This window comes from Aquiluna sp. Uisw_065 (assembly GCF_047731275.1).
In the GTDB taxonomy this organism is placed as follows: Bacteria; Actinomycetota; Actinomycetes; order Actinomycetales; family Microbacteriaceae; genus Aquiluna.
On record NZ_CP159836.1, the window covers coordinates 1,372,348 to 1,388,913 of the forward strand.

Below are 16,566 nucleotides of genomic sequence, written 5' to 3' on the forward strand. Positions count from 1 at the left end.
CCCCAAGCCTACTTCGGTTGTGGTGTTGCGGCGGCGATACCCCAGAAAACCCCGCTAATCGCCAGATACGCGCCCAAGAAACCAACGGCACTGACCTCATCCAGTGGAGCGATAAGGAACAGCAACCCAAGCACCAGGTTGAAACCCGCACTCACCGCGAAATCTCGGCCGATTCCGATCCGAAATCCCTCCCGTTTGGCCAGATAACCCTCAAACGCTGCGAAAGACAGGCCGAACAGTGCAACCAGTGGTAAAAACACCAGTGGTTGGATGTCTGGATTCAAAAAAGTTCCTGCACTCAATAAGCCAATGAGCGTTGCAATCAGCGTCAATGGAATGAGTTGGTTCTGATTTTTGGTAATGAAAATGCATGCCAGCGAAATAAGACCAACTGCCAGTCCAAAACCGGTCATAACGGCCGTGCCGACAACGAAAGTGTGGGCTTGGCTAAAGGTTATAAAGACACCTAGACCAAAAGAGATGGTGGCCCTTAGGCCAAAGAGAATTTGCACTGGCTTAGCTTGGCATATTTACAAAGCGTGAGTACTGCCCGTGGAAAGCAACCGTGACAGTTCCGGTCGGTCCGTTTCGCTGCTTGGCAAGGATCAGGTCCGCTTCGCCGGCTCTGGGGTGGTCGCGCTCGTAAATTCCCTCTCGATGCAGCAGCACAACGACATCAGCATCCTGCTCCAGCGATCCCGATTCTCTAAGGTGAGAAAGTTCAGGGCGCTTATCCTTTGATTGCTCTGCCTGACGGTTCAGCTGCGAAAGCGCAACAACTGGAAGGCCGAGCTCCTTGGCCAAGAGCTTCAGCGCCCTTGAAAACTCGGAAACTTCTTGCTGACGAGATTCAACCTTCTTGCCGCTGGACATCAGCTGGATATAGTCAATAACCACGAGTTTCAGGTCAACCTGCTGAGCCAAACGCCTGCACTTGGCTCTAATTTCGACCAGGGACATGTTTGGACTGTCGTCGATATATAGCGGAGCGTCATTGATTCGACCGCGAACGGCTGCGAGCCTGGTCCAGTCGCCCTCAGAGATTGTTCCCTTTCGCATGCTTTGGAGATAAATCGAACTTTCTGCGCTCAACATACGCATTGCGATCTCGGAACGACCCATTTCCAGAGAGAAAAAGATAGTTGCTTGATTGTGCCTAACTGACGCGTTCCTCGCGATGTCCAGCGCGAAGGTCGACTTACCAACCGCCGGCCGTGCGGCGACGATTATTAGCTGTCCTGCGTGTAGTCCGTGGGTGTAGGCGTCGAGATCCGTAAAGCCGGTTGGGGTTCCGGTCATCTCCCCGCCACGGTTCTGCGCCAACTCGATATCGTGGATTGCAGCCTCTAGGGAGTCGCTCAAGCCCACGTAATCTTCTTTAGAAGACTGGCTGGAAACTTTATAGACCTCTGCCTGGGCCTGGTTCACAAGATCCTCTACCTCGCCTTGGCTGTCATACCCTGATTGAGCGATTCTGGTTCCGGCATCGATGAGTCTGCGCAAAATAGCCTTGTCCCCAACGATTTTCGCGTAGTAGCCGGCATTCGCAGCAGTTGGCACGTAGCTGGCTAGGGAGTGCAGATAGTCGGAGCCTCCGGCTCTCAGTAAGTTTCCCTGCTTATTAAGTTCATCGGTAACCGCGATTACATCGGTTGGCTCACCGCGTCCGAACAAGTTCAAGATTGCGTTGTAAATAAGTTCGTGTTTGCCTGCGTAAAAATCAACACCGGCTATTTCTTCAACAACTTCCGCGACAGCTTCTTGGCTCAGCAGCATGCCACCGAGAGTGGATTGTTCTGCTTCCAGGTTGTGCGGTGCTACTCGTGGGTCAGATGCTGTAACGGTTGACAACATCGACATAGTATTCCTCCAGAATTAGATAAGACATGTATAGCTTGGGGCAGTGACACATTGCATACAAATGAGTCTGTGGATAACTGTGGATAACCCTGTGGAAACACGCCGATGATTTTAGTCTCGGCCTGTGGATAACCTGTGGATAAATAAATTGACATCTGGCTTTTGCCCAGTGTTTTACTGGGTTTCGCCTGTGGATAAATAAAACTCTGAAAAGCCTCAAGCTCAGGCTTAAGGTTGTGGAGAACACCCCACTTAAAAGAGAACAACCCACACAAAAAAGTGTGGGTTGTTCTTCACAAAATTGTGCTAGTTGGCAGCGACAACCTGAAGCTTTACCCGTGCTACAAGGTCAGAGTTCAAACGAACGCTTGCCTCGTAGTTACCAACGGTACGGATTGAAGATGCAAACTGGATCTTGCGCTTGTCAACCTCACCGAAACCAAGAGCCTGAATGGCTTCAGCCAAGTCGGAAGTCTTGATTGCACCGAACAAACGGCCGTTGGTGCCGGCCTTTGAATTGATCGTGATTAGAGCACCCTCGAGCTTGCTCTTGATCTCCAATGCCTCTTCTTCAGATGCGATGGCGCGGGCGTCGCGGGCGTCGCGGATCTGGGTGACCTGCTTCTCGCCACCGCGGCTCCAGACAACTGCCAGTCCTGTTGGTATCAAGAAGTTACGTGCGTAACCGTTCTTAACCTCAACAATGTCACCGGCAGAGCCGAGACCTTGGACCTCGTTGGTCAAAATTAATTTCGACATGTGAATCTCCTCTAGCGTCCAGCACCGGAGTATGGCATTATCGCCATCTCGCGAGCGTTCTTGATGGCCTTAGCAATTTTGCGCTGGTCCTGCGGAGTCGCACCAGTGATGCGACGAGCACGAATCTTGCCTCGTTCGGTTACGAACTTGCGCAATGTTGCGACGTCCTTGTAATCGATGAATTCGATCTTGATTGTTTTTGCCGGAGCAAGCTTGTCGAACTTACTGTTCATCTGCTTGCGGCGGTCAGCTGACTTTCCTGCCATTGTTTTTCTCCTAGGTCTTTTCTAAAAAGGTGCTTCGTCGGATGGGGCTTCTGCTGGGTTAGCCCATGCATCCGCTCCAGAATTAGCCTGCTTCTTTTCTGCCTGAGCTCCACCCCATGGGGATTCAACCTGAGCAGAGCCTTCACGGGCGCGCTTTGTAACAGTTGCTGTTGCATAGCGAAGTGATGGTCCAATTTCGTCTATCTCTAACTCAAGTGAAGCCCTGGCTTCGCCCTGAGCCGTTTGGTAAGCAGAAGCCGGCTTCATTCGACCGGTAACCACAACTCGTGCACCTTTGGTGAGGGTCTGAGCAACATTCTCGCCAACCTCGCGCCAAGCGGTGCAGCGAATCCAAACGGTTTCGCCGTCAACAAACTCATTTGTCGCACGGTTAAAGGTTCTCGGAGTTGAGCCGACGCGGACTGAGGCCACGGCGATTCCGGCCTGCGTGTAGCGAAGTTCCGGATCATCAGCTAGGTTGCCAACGATCGTTATGACTACTTCGCCTGCCATTAGTCGGCCTTAGCGCCTGTTGGACGCTTGCCGCCGCGAGCGCCGCCACCACGAGGGCCGCCACGGCCTGCGCGAGGAGGCTTCTCTTCGGGAACGAATTCAATTGGGTTGATGCTGAAAATTGCTTCTTCCAGACGGAGCACCTTGGTGCGAAGGATTGACTCGTTCAGGTTTAGCTGACGGTCAAGCTCTTGCACGGCTGCAGAAGTGGTGTTCATGTTGACCACCGCGTAGAGCCCTTCGGAGTGCTTCTGGATCTGATATGTCATGCGACGTCGGCCCCAAATGTCGATCTTGTCCAGGGTGCCACCAGCTGCGGTGATTACCGTTAGGAACTTGTCGAGTGTTGGAGCGACAATGCGCTCGTCTAGTGAGGGGTCCATAATGACCATTAGCTCGTAGTTATGCATTTATAACCCACCTCCTTCGGTCTAAAACGGCCACGGTCTTTCCGTGACAGGAGGGTATTAGCATTTTTTTTACTTTGGAATTGCCTAAGCAACCTTCCAACCTTAGCGGTTCGACCACCACTCGAGCAAGAGTTTCTTTGCTTCGTCTGGGCCAATCTCCCCCTGATCTAAGCGCAACTCCAACAAATAATCGTAAGCAATTCCAACCTCGCGACCGGGTTTTATCTTCAAAAGTTCCATGATTTGCGCGCCGTCTAATTCGGGGCGAATTGCATCGAGCTGCTCTTGTTCGCTCAAAATCGTTATTCGTTTTTCCAAATCGTCGTAGGCGTGGGCCAACCGATCAGCCTTGCGCTTATTTCTAGTTGTGACGTCTGCGCGCGTCAAGACGTGTAGCTGGGCGAGCTGGGACTCGGCGTCTCTCACGTAACGCCTGACCGCGCTGTCACTCCACTGCTGGTCCGAATACCCGAAGAACCTTAGGTGGAGCTCGACCAAACGGTAAACCGCCTTGACGGTGTCGTTATCGAAGCGCAGTTCACTCAGACGCTTTTTTGCAAGCTTTGCCCCGACCACGTCGTGGTGATGAAAAGTGACCGCGCCTCCGGCCTCCATTTTTCTGGTCGCTGGCTTACCAATATCGTGTAGCAGCGCTGCTAGCCGGAGCACGAGGTTTTTTTCTAGCCCGTACTCGGCTTCCAGCTCGATTGCCTGCGAAACAACGGTGAGGCTATGTTGATAAACATCCTTGTGATGGTGGTGCTCGTCTATTTCTAGCCTTAGAGCCGGCAGCTCCGGCAAAACAAGTTCTGCAATACCGCTGTCGACCAAGATCTCCAGACCCGGAATCGGGTTATCTGACAGCAGAAGCTTGCTCAGTTCATCGCGAACTCGCTCCTTGGAGATGATTTCGATTCGCTCAGCCATGCCACGCATTGCGGTGAAAGCCTCCGGATCCAGTTCAAACCCAAGCTGCGATGCGAACCTGGCCCCCCGCATCATGCGAAGCGGGTCGTCCGAGAAAGAAATCTCCGGGGCTGAGGGAGTTCTGAGAGTTTCCAGAAGCAAATCGCGAAGACCCTGGTGTGGATCAACAAAGATTCTGGATGGCAACCGAAGCGCCATTGAGTTCACGGTGAAGTCTCTGCGCTTCAGGTCGTCCTCTAGATTGTCACCAAATTCAATGGTTGGTTTCCTCGAGCCGGCCTCGTAGCTGTCCGCACGGTAACTTGTAATCTCAACTTTTTCGTCAGCGATTTGAGCGGCAATTGTGCCGAAGGCTCTGCCGATATCCCAGGTTGCGCTCGCCAAAGGTCCGACGATGCTAAGAATCTTGTCTGGGTTAGCACTAGTAGTGAAATCTAAGTCAATTGAGCGCCTACCCATAATGGCGTCCCGGACTGGCCCCCCGACCAAAGCTAGCTCTTCGCCAGCTGCCGCAAAGGCCTCGCCCAGGACAGTGAACAACGGGTTATCCGTGTTGTCCGTCAGGTTCTTGAGAGCATCCGCCACTTGTTGCATGCGCAATAGCTTGCCACAGTCGACAAGTAGAGTTGGGTTATGAGTGCCCCGAGTAATAGAACTGTCACGGAAGTCTCTGCGGGAGGTTTAGTTATTAGCGCCACAAACCCAAACGAAGTTGCACTGATTAGCCACCGGAACCGCGGTGGTGGCATGGACTGGGTAATCCCAAAGGGTCACGTTGAACCCGGCGAGGCCCTAGAGCAAACCGCTAAACGCGAGGTTGAGGAAGAAACCGGCTTAGCCTGCGAAGTGGTCTCTAAAATTGGCGAAATTCAGTACGGGTTTACGGTCGGTAAAAAAAGAATTAAAAAAACAGTTCATCACTATTTGCTTAGACACACAGGGGGCGAACTTTCTGCCACTAATGACCCGACCGGTGAAGTGGTTGATGTTCGGTGGTTCGACCTCAGCGAGGTTGGAGATGTTTTGGCTCACGCCACGGAAAAGCGCATCGCGGAGAAGGCTCAGAGGCTGATTCAGTGAGACGGGCGTGGCTTCTGGTGCTAGCGCTTTTACTCATTCCAAACGCCGCCATCGCGGCTGAGCCGAGCATTGTCCCAGGCAGCAACATAAACGTTGTGGCGAGGGATGCCCGCATACCGGTAACAGTCACGAACCCCACCGACCAAGACATGGAAGTCACGGTTATGGCGGCAAGCAACAGCTTTCGCCTAGAAATAATTGAGAGCGCCACGCTCATCGTCCCGGCAAGGTCAAGCGCCGTTGCCGAACTTCCAATCAAGGCAATCGCCAATGGGCCTCTCGAAATTTCGGTGTGGCTGAGCATTGAGGGTAACCAAATCGGCGACACAGTGATTGTAGAAGTGATCGTAAATTACGACATTGAGCTGTTTTTGCTGGTTAGCTTTGGTGTGGCGATGTTTGCACTGATTGTTATTGGTGTGATCCGAACCACCTCGAAGCTTCGAAGGCAGCCCGGTGAGTGATATCAACCCCTCAGTGACCCGCAGTTCGCTGATCATGGCAAGCGGAACAATTGTGTCCCGGCTACTGGGTTTTGCGCGCGCGGTCTTACTGGCGGCCACAATCGGTGTCACTACCGACGCTGCTGATGCTTTCGGTGTCGCCAATCAGCTGCCAAATAGCGTCTACGCAATAATCGTTGGTGGCGTTTTGAATGCCGTGTTAGTCCCGCAGTTGGTTCGAGCGCGCGCCGCCAAAGACGGCGGCAAGGGCTACATCGACCGCTTTGTCACACTGGCCATCACCGTGTTTTTTGTCGTCGGGCTTATTCTTACCATCGCGGCCCCGTTCCTAGTTCGGCTCTACACGGCCGGGTGGACCGAGCAGCAGCTGGCGCTGGCGACCGCCTTTGCCTACTGGTGCCTGCCTCAGTTGTTTTTCTACGGGATATATTCGGTTTTTGGCGAGGTCCTGAACTCCAGAAGCGCCTTTGGTCCTTACATGTGGGCACCGGTTCTAAACAACTTGGTCTCACTGGGAGGCCTAGCGGCATTCATAGCTATTTTTGGTGCGGACCCTACCGGGGCAAGAGGCGTCACGGACTGGGGCGCTGACCAGATAGCCCTTTTGGCGGGGAGCGCGACTTTGGGTGTGGCGGCGCAGTCGATGATTCTGTTGGCAAGCTGGCGGAGAATCGGCTTGAAGTTGAAGCTAAATTTCCGCTGGCGTGGTTTCGGCTTGGGGCCAGCCCTAAAGACCGCGAGCTGGTCGCTCGCGATGGTCTTTGTTACACAAATCGGTGGCTTGGTTCAAACTGCGGTTGCCTCCACTGCAGCAAGTGCTAGAGACACCGGGATTGTGGTGGCATCGGTGGCCGCGGCCGCGATTGCATGGCTAATTTTCATGCTTCCGCACTCGGTAGTCACAGTTTCGGTAGCCACCGCCTACTTCACAAGAATGAGCCAGCACGCTGCGAATAAAGACATGGCTAAATTCAAGATTGACATGACCACCGGGCTCAAAGTGATCGCACTCGTGAGCATGATCTCTACAGCGATCTTGATAGTCCTGAGCTATCCGATTGCTCGAGTTTTCGCGGGAGAGTACCCCGCGACCGCTGCGCTTGGAAATGTGGTCGCAGCATTCATGATCGGCCTGGTTCCGTTTAGCTTCGTCTACATGATGCAAAGAGCTTTCTTTGCACTTGAGGACACAAAAACACCGTTTTTCTTTACAAGCATCCAGATTGCGATCCACATCACCGGCTCACTGATTCTCGGCGCAACAATGGACAAGCAGTGGCTCGTGGTGTCAATTGCTTTATTGACTGCTTTCTCGGTGACAGTTCAAGGAAGCATCGCGTACTTGGCGCTGAAGGCTCGAATCGGCGGCCTAGAGGGCTTTGGCGTTGGCAAGTCGCTGATTACATTTTTCTTGGCCATGATTCCGGCCGCCATGATCGGAGTTCTCGCTCTGAATTGGCTCGGCGGCATTGGCGAGGGTAGCTACCCGGTAGACCGGGCGGTAACGGCGGTAGCAAGCGGATTATTGGTTGGGTTCGCCATGCTGTTTACCTACTTAGGGTTGCTTTGGTTGTTCAGAGTTCCAGAACTCAGAGAGGTTTCGAAACAATTGACCATTAGATTTGGCAAAAATTCAAAGTAGTTCGCTAATCTAGTGTTGGAATAAATAGATGAGCGTCTATGTTTTACGAAATAACCAGAAAAGAGCATCATGAGAGAAGTAATAATCATCGGTTCCGGTCCTGCCGGTTACACAGCAGCCATCTATGCCGCTAGAGCCGCCCTGAATCCGCTGATGATCGCCTCGAGCGTTGAGCCAGGTGGCGAGCTGATGAAAACCACAGACGTGGAAAACTATCCGGGTTTCCCGAATGGCCTCATGGGTCCGGATCTAATGGCTAGCTTCCAAGAGCAGGCGGAGCGGTTCGGCACCGAGATTTTGTTTGAAGATGTCACAGAGGTGGATCTCACCGGTGATATCAAGATAGTAAAGACCGGAAACGGTGAAACCTACGAAGCCAAAACCGTTATCTTGTCGACCGGAGCCGCCTACCGAGAGCTTGGTGTTCCTCGAGAACAAGAGCTAAGCGGACACGGGGTTTCTTGGTGTGCAACCTGCGACGGGTTCTTCTTCCGTGAAAAAGTGATTGCCGTCGTCGGCGGCGGTGACTCCGCCATGGAAGAGGCTAATTTCCTGACAAAGTTTGCATCCAAGGTTTATGTCATCCACCGGAGGGACAGCTTGAAGGCGTCAGAAATCATGCAGAAGCGGTCTTTTGACAACGAGAAAATTGAATTTATCTGGAACTCGGCGATCACCGAGTTAAAGGGCTCGCCGAAGCTAGATGGCGTCGTGTTGGAAGATACTGTAACCGGTGAAAAGCGGGACCTGGCCATCGAAGGCTTGTTCGTTGCCATCGGAAGCGACCCGAGGGTTAGCTTGATTGAAAATCAAGTGGAGATTTCTAAAGATCGTTTCATAAAAGTAGATGGCCGAACATCAAAGACAAGCCTGCCGGGAGTATTTGCTGCTGGCGACGTGATTGATCCGATTTACCGACAAGCAATCACTGCGGCTGGATCAGGCTGCGTTGCAGCCCTCGACGCCGAGCACTACCTAAGTTCGAAATAAGGAGAGAGAAATGCAGCCAGTTGAAGCAACAAAAGCATCTTTTGACCAAGAAGTTCTGCACGAAGAAAAGCTAGTAATCGTCGATTTCTGGGCTGAGTGGTGCGGCCCATGCCGCATGGTTGCGCCAGTTCTGGATGAAATAGCAAGTGAGAATGCAGACAGCATCAAAATCGTAAAGGTGAACGTTGACCTTGAGCAGCAGCTCGCCATGGACTACAGCGTCACCTCAATTCCGCTCCTGGGCATTTTCCAGGGTGGCAAGTTGGTAAAGCAATTGGTTGGCGCAAGACCAAAGGCTGCAATCATGGATGAAATCCGCGACCTCCTTCCAGCTGGCTAGTTAGCCAGTTAGCTAGTCACTTGGCAAATAGGGAACTAGACTTTTTTAGAACCTACCCATGGAGTTCAAATGACTAAGACGCGTGCCGACGGAGTAACCAACTTTGATTCTTGGAAGCATGCATACGCCGCTCGAGCCGAGAATTTGTCGGTTTCTGAGGTTAGAGCGTTATTCGCAGTCGTGTCTAGGCCAGAAGTCGTCTCGCTGGCCGGCGGAATGCCGGACGTCGCCGCTCTTGACACTGAACTAATTGAAAAAGCTTTTGCGTCGCTCATGTCTAGCCGCAAGGACTTGGCCCTTCAGTATGGTGGCGGTCAAGGAGACTTGCGGCTGCGGGAGCAGATCCAAGAGATCATGGCCCTTGAGGGGATCCACAGCTCGGTTGAGGACATCACAATCACCACTGGATCTCAGCACGGCTTAGAACTAGTTTCGGACTTGTTTTTGGACAAGGGCGATGTTGTCTTGGTTGAAGCCCCGAGTTACGTAGGTGCCGTAGGAATTTTCCGTCACAAAGAGGCTCACATTGCTCACGTTTACACGGATGAGCACGGTATTTCGCCTCAGGCGCTGGCAGAGACGGCCGATCGACTGATTGCCGAAGGCAAGCGCATAAAGCTGCTGTATTTAGTGCCGAACTTCGCAAATCCCAGTGGCGTGACCCTCACTGCCGATCGCAGGCTCGAAGTTCTAGAAATTTGCAAGCAACGTGGCATCCTGATCATCGAGGACAACCCTTACGGACAGCTTTACTTCGGCGACAAGCCGCCGAACGCGATGAGATCACTCGATGAGCAGAACGTGGTTTACCTGGGAAGTTTTTCTAAGATATTGTCCCCGGGCCTACGAGTCGGCTACGTGCTTGCCCCACCGGCAATCAGGGAAAAACTGGTGCTCGCTAACGAGTCGGCAATTTTGTCCCCCGCTAGCTTCGCCCAAATGCTCGTTAGTGAATACCTAAGCATTGCCGACTGGCAAAAACAGATCGCGACTTTTAGAGACTTGTATCAAACCAAGCGAGACGCCGCCCTGCAGGCTGTCGAGCAATTTCTACCAAAGGTCCACACGACCAGGCCGGATGGGGGCTTCTTCCTTTGGCTTACGCTCCCCGAAGGGCTAAACAGTAAGGAAATGCTGCCACTGGCCGTCACTGAGCTGGTGGCGTATACGCCTGGAACCGCCTTCTTTGGAGATGGCCGAGGAGCGGACAACATCAGAATTTGTTTCTCCCACCCGACAGCGGACAACGTTCGCATAGGAATTGAGAGACTTTCCAGGGTTCTGAACCAACAAATAGACCTTCTGGAGACCTTTGGGAAGAAGGACTAGTGAGCGACCTTCGAGTGCTGGTTTTAGCCGGCGGAATCTCTCACGAACGTGACGTTTCCCTGAAATCTGGGCGAAGAGTTGCCGACGCACTCACCGACGCTGGGGTTTCAACCGAAATTCGCGAGCCAGACGGCGAGCTGGTAGGTCACCTAATGGCAACTAGGCCGGATGTGGTTTGGTCCACCCTCCACGGCGCCGTTGGCGAGGATGGTTCCTTGCAAAACCTATTGCAGCTGGCCGGAATCGCATTTGTCGGGTCCGGTTCCGCAGGTGCTCGTCTAGCCTGGGATAAGCCAGTGGCAAAGGTGCTAGTCGCAAGGCAGAGCATTAGAACACCTGAATCCATCGCACTTCCTAAATCGAGCTTTCGGGAACTGAATGCAGAGTCGGTACTGGCGATGGTTGGGACTGAACTGGGTTTCCCCCTTTTGGTAAAGCCAGCTAAAGGTGGCTCAGCGCAAGGTTGCGCGAAAGTTTCCGAGCCAAAAAGCTTTGCAAAGGCAATGGTCGATGCATTTGCATACTGCGATCAAGTGATGATTGAGCGTTTTGTCGTCGGCACTGAGCTAGCAGTTAGCGTTATTGACTTAGGGGATGGGCCATTAGCCCTTCCTGCGGTTGAGATAGTCCCCGACTCCGGCGAGTTTGGCTACAACGAGCGCTACACACCCGGTCAAACGAACTATTACGTTCCGGCTCGGCTGGATGATGAGATTCTGATCGAAGCTGCCCGCATTGCCATAGCGGCTCACACTAGCTTGGGTCTCACCCAACTAAGCCGAGTGGACCTGATCGTCGATGAGTCCGGGGAAATCTGGTTCCTGGAGGCGAACGTGACACCCGGAATGACAGAGACTTCGCTTTTCCCGCAGGCGGTATTGGCGACCGAAGCGAGCTTGCCCGAGACCTACCTAGCGCTTGTGAAACTGGCCCAAAAAAGCTAGTTTTTACCCTTGATGTCCTGGATTATGCGTCTCAAATCCACTAGGTTCCCAAACTCAATAACCATTTGACCTTTTTTGCGGCCAATGCTTATCTTGACCACTGTGTTCAAGTGGTCACCCAATTCCTCGGCAAGTTCCTTGAGCATGTCCTGCTTGCCGCCCGGCCTAATTGTCGCCTTGCCCGGCTTGGACCTTGCACCGGAAACTATCTCTTCAAGTCCTCGAACCGAAATACCTTCGCGAATCACTCGGCTGGCTAGCTCACGCATCGTGTTCTCATCGTTGGTTGACAGCAAAGCCCTGGCGTGTCCGGCACTAAGGACGCCGGCGGCCACCTTGTCCTGAACATCCATGGGCAGTTTCAGTAATCGCAACGTATTCGTGATTTGCGGCCTGGAACGGCCAAGCTTGTCAGCTAACTGATCCTGAGTGGTTCCAAAATCCTCGAGCATCTGCTTGTAGGCAGAGGCTTCTTCCAGAGGGTTTAGGTTTGCGCGGTGAATGTTCTCAAGAAGCGCGTCGCGAAGCATGTTCTCATCAGCCGTTTCGCGAACCACAGCTGGGATAGATGAAAGCCCGGCCTCCTTGGATGCTCGTAGCCTTCGCTCTCCCATAATGAGTTCATATCCTGCGCCCAGCGGCCGCACGACGATTGGTTGCAAGACACCGAACTCACGGATTGAATGAACCAACTCAGCAAAGGCCTCGGATTCGAAAACTGTTCTTGGTTGTTGAGGGTTAGGTGTTATCTGGTCTAGATCTAGCTGGGCTAGTCTGGCCCCTGGCGCAACTTCAACACCTATTGGTTGCGTGCTGTCAGAACCGAAGAAGACATCCACCGCATTTCGGTCGCCCTCTGGAATCAAAGAACCGATGCCTCTGCCGAGGCCACCACGGCGCTCTGGGCGTTTACTAGTTGTCATAGGTGGTCTCCTCGCTGAGCCAGCTCGATAGCGGCTTCCTGATAGGCCAGGGAGCCTGAATTCTTCGAATCAAAGGTAATCGCAGTCTGGCCGTAGCTCGGAGCCTCAGAAAGCCGCACAGAGCGCGGAATCGTGGCAGCGAGTGTTTGCTCAGGGAAGTACTTACGAACCTCATTGGCCACGTCGGTGCTGAGATTGGTCCTGTTATCAAACATGGTTAAAAGAATTGAACTGATGTCGAGACTTGGGTTTAGAGCTTTCTTGACTCGCTCAATGTTGGCAATAAGTTGCGTTACCCCCTCGAGGGCGTAGTACTCACACTGAATCGGAACTAAAACCTCGGTCGCAGCGACCAGAGCGTTTACTGTTAGCAAACCAAGGCTCGGTGGCGAGTCGATAAAAATAAAATCTATTCGCGGTGCCGTCTCGTCGACATAAGTTGCCAAAGCGGACGCCAAAACTTTCTCACGGCTGTCCACGCTAACCATATCGATCTCAGCACCCGCAAGATTAATGCTGGCTGGCAGGCAGAATAAGTTTTCATGCTCTGGACTCCGTTGAACTAACGGCCCCACTTTTGATCCATCGACCAAGACCTCGTAACTACCGGGAACACCGTTGTGGTGCTCTACCCCAAGTGCGGTAGATGCATTGCCCTGTGGATCAAGATCAATCACCAAAACCCTAAGACCCTTGATTGCAAGGGCTGCGGCGATGTTAACTGCGGTGGTGGTTTTACCAACACCGCCTTTTTGATTCGAAATCGTAATGATTCGAGTCTTGGCAGGCGGAACCAGCCTGGCGGCTTCAACTCTTTTAGCCCGCTCAGTATTAAGGGTAATTTCCCTCAGGATTGGTGCCCTAACATCTTGCTGACTACTCATGATCGCTCCCGGGAGATGTTTCACGTGAAACATGTTCGATGTCATGGCTAGGGAATCGCTGCCAACCAGTGGGCTCAGGCGACATATCGTTCCGCTGATTTGGATAGCCCAACCCAGGTGCGACGCTCGGCTTGGTGATAGCCGTCTCGTCTGCTGGTTGTACAGTCATTTTCCTCAAGCCTTTAACCTAATCCGGACAACAGTGGCAGTTTCCGGTGCTTTATTCAAACCCAGTGTAAGTATCTCAGGAGTATCGAAACCAAGCAGTTCAAGGCGCTCGGTTGCAGCAATAATCTCCTCTGAGGCCCTCGAACCCTTCAGTGCTAGCACTGTTCTTCCCGAAGAGCCCCTAATAAGAGGGCTAAGCAGTCGAATCAACTTATCTAGACCAGCCACAGCCCTTGCGGTGGCGACATCAAAATCCGTGCGATGGACATCCTCAGCCCTTGCACGCAGCACCGAGACATTCTGTAGTCCGAGTTCAGAAACCGCCGAGGATAACCAGCTAGCCCTGCGCTCCATCGGTTCCACCAGGGTGAAATTAGTATTGGGCGCGGCGATTGCCATAGGAATCCCCGGCAGGCCTGCCCCACTTCCGACGTCTACCACTTTTTGACCGGCCGTAACTAGCTCCGCTAGAAGTCCGCCGCTTACTACGTGTCGACTCCATAACTGAGGCAACTCACGCGGGCCCAGCAGACCGAAAGTCTCTGAATCCCTCGCCAATAATGCCGTGTATGCACGAGCCTGTGAAATGTTTGGCCCGAACAGCTCGCTGGCGTAACTCGGCTCGAGTTCGACCTGGCCTAGCTCGTTCAAGACGACACAAGTTTCACGTGAAACATTTAGGGCTTGCGAACAACTATGTGACGGTCACGACCTTGGCCTTCGGACTCCGAAACGAATCCCGCCTCCGACACCATGTCGTGTACTTGCTTGCGATCGTAAGAAGTCATTGGCTTTAGGTGCTGCTCGCTGTCAGAGTCCTCTAGCTTTTCAATGGTTCGCTCCACAAGTTGCTTAAGCTTGTCGGTCTTAGCCTGCCGCGACCCACCAATGTCGAGGATCAATCTGCTCATCTCGCCGGTCTTGGCCTGAACAGCCAAACGTGCCAGCTCCTGGACAGCCTCGACAGTATCGGGATCGGAGATCTTGCCCAAGTTCGACTTGGCGTCACTCTGAACGCTTATGTATACGCGTTCCTTCTTGAACTCAATCTCCAAGTCGCCATCTAGGTCAGCTACATCTAAAAACTCTTCAATGAAGTCCGCTGCGATTTCGCCTTGCTGTTCTAGTTCTTTTTCTTCACTCATTTACTTCTTCTTCTTCTTCTTGGATCGGTTTTTGCTAACTGGCTGGTTGCGCTGGCGAGCTTCTAGCTCGGGCGTCTCCTCCTCGATAGCCGGGGTGGTCTCTATTTTGGGCAACTTGCCCCTGCGCACCAGGCGCTCCTGACGGGCCTTATACGCCGGCGAACCGGGAGTAGGCATGTTGCGAATAACAATGAATTGCTGACCCATGGTCCAGAAGTTGGAGACCAACCAGTAGGTCATAACGCCAAGTGGGAACGTTAGGCCCGAGAACAAAAAGACGGCGGGAAGCGTGTACAGCATTATCTTCTGGGTGCGCATGAACTGGCTATTTTGAGTATCTGGGTTCTGGTTCTTAGCCATAATCTGCTTCTGGGTGATGAACTGAGAAGAGGACATCAGCACGATCATGATGGCCGCAATTACTTTGACGTTTAGGTCATCAGACCCGAAGAAGGTGTCGGAAAGAGTTGCGCCGAATAACTTGGCTTGCGAAAACGACTGGGCCAAGTCCGCGTTCAAAACGCCGACCCCAGCTTCGTTTCGTTGCGCTCCGTTTAGAACGTAAAAAAGGCTAATAAAAATAGGCATCTGTAACAGTAGCGGCAGGCAAGAACTTAGGGGGTTAGAGCCGGTGGCCTTGTAAAGCGCCATCTGCTCTTTGGCAAATCGCTCTCGTGATTCTCTATCGGTCTTACCCTTGTATTTCTTTTGAAGCTTCGCGAGCTCCGGCTGAACCATCATCATGTTTCGCTGGCTCTTGATCTGACGCACAAACACGGGTATCAAGGCTGCGCGCACTACCAAAACTAGACCAACGATTGCGAGGACCCACGCACCGCCAGAATCGAACGAAAAACCGATTGAACTAAACAACGTGTGAAAACTCACGAGAATTAGTTCAATGAGCCACTTAATCGGCCATAGCAAATCCACAGTTACCTCTTTATTTCTGAACTAGCGGGTGTAGTAAATCCTAGCTGGCTTACGGAAATCCAGTTAGGTGCACTTGAGACCTCATCCACCCCGCCAGCTGACCACGGATTACAGCGCAGAACTCGCCAGCCCATAAGTGGGATTGCGCGCAACACACCCAAGCGCTGCAAGGAGTGAAGGCCGTAGGTCGAGCACGAGGGGTAATAGCGACAGACGTCTCCGTAAAGCGGAGAGATGATTTTTCTGTAAACCATCACAAAAATGATCAAAGTGTTTCTGGGCGCCAGAAGGAGAAACTGAAAAAATTTCACTTTTCCGTCCGCTCCATAAGTCTGAGTATCGAAGCCTTCAGTTCATCGAAGCTGAGATTGGTGGCTGCTGCTCGATAGCGCACGACTCCATGAATCTGGGTTTTATCCGCGATTAGTTCACTCAGAACGGCTTTGGTCCTACGACGTATTTTGTTTCTAACTACGGCGTTCCCGACGGCGCGGGAAGTCACTATCGCGAACCGGCTTGTCTCGGCCGGCAAAAAATGGATTGTTGCGAATTCATTGCTGCTGCGCTTCCCGAGCCTTATCACCTGGCGGATTTGGTCGCTAGAAGATAATCGATTCTCGCGCGCTAGCAACTGCCCTCTAGGCGCTTAGCTCTGTGCGACCCTTGCGACGGCGAGCGGCCATGATGGCACGTCCCGCGCGAGTACGCATACGTAGACGGAAGCCATGCTTTTTTGCACGGCGACGATTGTTCGGTTGGAATGTGCGCTTGCTCACTTAAAACTCCCTGGGTCTGTTGGGAATTCCATCCCAAAACAACTTCCATAATCTACGACGAATATAGCCGATAGTCAAGGCTGCCGAGGACTAAATGTGCCAAATTGCGCGCTTCTCATACAAAAACAAAAAAATCAGTTGCGACACGCCGAGTTAACTTGATATCAAACCACCCTATCCACTTGAATGTTCCAATCGTGGAATTGAAGTACT

The 16,566-nt window shown here is 52.6% G+C and carries 23 protein-coding genes; 7 read left to right on the top strand and 16 right to left on the bottom strand.

The genetic code is table 11. The features are described 5' to 3' along the window. Positions 1-8 precede the first annotated feature (8 nt). The 7 genes from ABXT50_RS06940 to ABXT50_RS06970 form a co-directional block, all read right to left on the bottom strand. Complete coding sequence (locus ABXT50_RS06940) at positions 9-512, bottom strand: hypothetical protein (protein ID WP_415274130.1); 504 nt, start codon at positions 510-512, stop codon at positions 9-11. A gap of 4 nt (positions 513-516) precedes the next feature. Beyond that, entirely contained in the window at positions 517-1,860 is a 1,344-nt protein-coding gene (gene dnaB / locus ABXT50_RS06945; RefSeq protein WP_415274131.1) for a replicative DNA helicase, read from the bottom strand. A gap of 306 nt (positions 1,861-2,166) precedes the next feature. Continuing rightward, on the bottom strand, positions 2,167-2,619 hold the full coding sequence (rplI, locus tag ABXT50_RS06950; protein ID WP_415274132.1) for a 50S ribosomal protein L9: 453 nt from the start codon (positions 2,617-2,619) through the stop codon (positions 2,167-2,169). 11 nt (positions 2,620-2,630) lie between these two features. Next, positions 2,631-2,885: a 30S ribosomal protein S18 gene (gene rpsR, locus ABXT50_RS06955; protein ID WP_007540411.1), complete on the bottom strand. Its 255-nt coding sequence runs from the start codon at positions 2,883-2,885 to the stop codon at positions 2,631-2,633. Between the two features lie 21 nt (positions 2,886-2,906). Further along, complete coding sequence (gene ssb, locus ABXT50_RS06960) at positions 2,907-3,398, bottom strand: single-stranded DNA-binding protein (RefSeq protein ID WP_415274133.1); 492 nt, start codon at positions 3,396-3,398, stop codon at positions 2,907-2,909. After that, on the bottom strand, positions 3,398-3,808 hold the full coding sequence (gene rpsF / locus ABXT50_RS06965) for a 30S ribosomal protein S6 (protein WP_007540415.1): 411 nt from the start codon (positions 3,806-3,808) through the stop codon (positions 3,398-3,400). Before rpsF ends, ssb begins: the two co-directional genes overlap by 1 nt. 102 nt (positions 3,809-3,910) lie before the next feature. Continuing rightward, positions 3,911-5,329 carry a CCA tRNA nucleotidyltransferase gene (locus tag ABXT50_RS06970; RefSeq protein ID WP_415274833.1) on the bottom strand — a complete coding sequence of 473 codons (1,419 nt, stop codon included), beginning with the start codon at positions 5,327-5,329 and terminating at the stop codon, positions 3,911-3,913. Positions 5,330-5,368: 39 nt separating this feature from the next. Between ABXT50_RS06970 and ABXT50_RS06975 the strand changes: the two genes are divergently transcribed. From ABXT50_RS06975 to ABXT50_RS07005, 7 genes are all read left to right on the top strand, one after another. After that, entirely contained in the window at positions 5,369-5,815 is a 447-nt protein-coding gene (locus ABXT50_RS06975; protein WP_415274134.1) for an NUDIX hydrolase, read from the top strand. After that, complete coding sequence (locus ABXT50_RS06980) at positions 5,812-6,279, top strand: DUF6049 family protein (protein WP_415274135.1); 468 nt, start codon at positions 5,812-5,814, stop codon at positions 6,277-6,279. The genes ABXT50_RS06975 and ABXT50_RS06980 overlap by 4 nt, the downstream gene beginning before the upstream one ends. Further along, positions 6,272-7,921 (top strand): murein biosynthesis integral membrane protein MurJ, encoded by a 1,650-nt coding sequence (murJ, locus tag ABXT50_RS06985; protein ID WP_415274136.1) that lies wholly within the window; start codon positions 6,272-6,274, stop codon positions 7,919-7,921. The genes ABXT50_RS06980 and murJ overlap by 8 nt, the downstream gene beginning before the upstream one ends. A 69-nt stretch (positions 7,922-7,990) precedes the next feature. Continuing rightward, positions 7,991-8,911 (top strand): thioredoxin-disulfide reductase, encoded by a 921-nt coding sequence (gene trxB / locus ABXT50_RS06990; protein ID WP_415274137.1) that lies wholly within the window; start codon positions 7,991-7,993, stop codon positions 8,909-8,911. Positions 8,912-8,921: 10 nt separating this feature from the next. Then, positions 8,922-9,251 (top strand): thioredoxin, encoded by a 330-nt coding sequence (trxA, locus tag ABXT50_RS06995; protein ID WP_415274138.1) that lies wholly within the window; start codon positions 8,922-8,924, stop codon positions 9,249-9,251. 69 nt (positions 9,252-9,320) lie between these two features. Then, positions 9,321-10,580: a PLP-dependent aminotransferase family protein gene (locus ABXT50_RS07000; RefSeq protein ID WP_415274139.1), complete on the top strand. Its 1,260-nt coding sequence runs from the start codon at positions 9,321-9,323 to the stop codon at positions 10,578-10,580. Further along, a complete protein-coding gene (locus ABXT50_RS07005; protein WP_415274140.1) occupies positions 10,580-11,524 on the top strand; it encodes a D-alanine--D-alanine ligase family protein in 945 nt (314 codons plus the stop codon). The genes ABXT50_RS07000 and ABXT50_RS07005 overlap by 1 nt, the downstream gene beginning before the upstream one ends. Here ABXT50_RS07005 and ABXT50_RS07010 read toward each other — a convergent pair. From ABXT50_RS07010 to rpmH, 9 genes are read right to left on the bottom strand one after another with little or no spacing between them, the layout of a single operon-like run. After that, positions 11,521-12,447, bottom strand: coding sequence for a ParB/RepB/Spo0J family partition protein (locus ABXT50_RS07010; RefSeq protein ID WP_415274141.1), 927 nt, complete (start codon positions 12,445-12,447; stop codon positions 11,521-11,523). The genes ABXT50_RS07005 and ABXT50_RS07010 overlap by 4 nt on opposite strands. Further along, positions 12,444-13,331, bottom strand: a complete 888-nt coding sequence (locus ABXT50_RS07015) for a ParA family protein (RefSeq protein WP_415274142.1) — start codon at positions 13,329-13,331, stop codon at positions 12,444-12,446. Before ABXT50_RS07015 ends, ABXT50_RS07010 begins: the two co-directional genes overlap by 4 nt. Continuing rightward, positions 13,324-13,500 carry a hypothetical protein gene (locus tag ABXT50_RS07020; protein WP_415274143.1) on the bottom strand — a complete coding sequence of 59 codons (177 nt, stop codon included), beginning with the start codon at positions 13,498-13,500 and terminating at the stop codon, positions 13,324-13,326. Before ABXT50_RS07020 ends, ABXT50_RS07015 begins: the two co-directional genes overlap by 8 nt. Before the next feature lie 5 nt (positions 13,501-13,505). Further along, on the bottom strand, positions 13,506-14,150 hold the full coding sequence (rsmG, locus tag ABXT50_RS07025; RefSeq protein ID WP_415274144.1) for a 16S rRNA (guanine(527)-N(7))-methyltransferase RsmG: 645 nt from the start codon (positions 14,148-14,150) through the stop codon (positions 13,506-13,508). 26 nt (positions 14,151-14,176) lie between these two features. Continuing rightward, positions 14,177-14,644, bottom strand: coding sequence for a protein jag (locus ABXT50_RS07030; protein ID WP_415274145.1), 468 nt, complete (start codon positions 14,642-14,644; stop codon positions 14,177-14,179). Then, on the bottom strand, positions 14,645-15,577 hold the full coding sequence (gene yidC, locus ABXT50_RS07035; protein WP_415274146.1) for a membrane protein insertase YidC: 933 nt from the start codon (positions 15,575-15,577) through the stop codon (positions 14,645-14,647). A gap of 2 nt (positions 15,578-15,579) precedes the next feature. Further along, on the bottom strand, positions 15,580-15,831 hold the full coding sequence (gene yidD / locus ABXT50_RS07040) for a membrane protein insertion efficiency factor YidD (protein ID WP_415274147.1): 252 nt from the start codon (positions 15,829-15,831) through the stop codon (positions 15,580-15,582). 53 nt (positions 15,832-15,884) lie between these two features. Next, positions 15,885-16,160, bottom strand: coding sequence for a ribonuclease P protein component (gene rnpA / locus ABXT50_RS07045; protein ID WP_415274834.1), 276 nt, complete (start codon positions 16,158-16,160; stop codon positions 15,885-15,887). Between the two features lie 55 nt (positions 16,161-16,215). Next, a complete protein-coding gene (gene rpmH / locus ABXT50_RS07050; protein ID WP_081478819.1) occupies positions 16,216-16,353 on the bottom strand; it encodes a 50S ribosomal protein L34 in 138 nt (45 codons plus the stop codon). Positions 16,354-16,566: the final 213 nt, after the last annotated feature.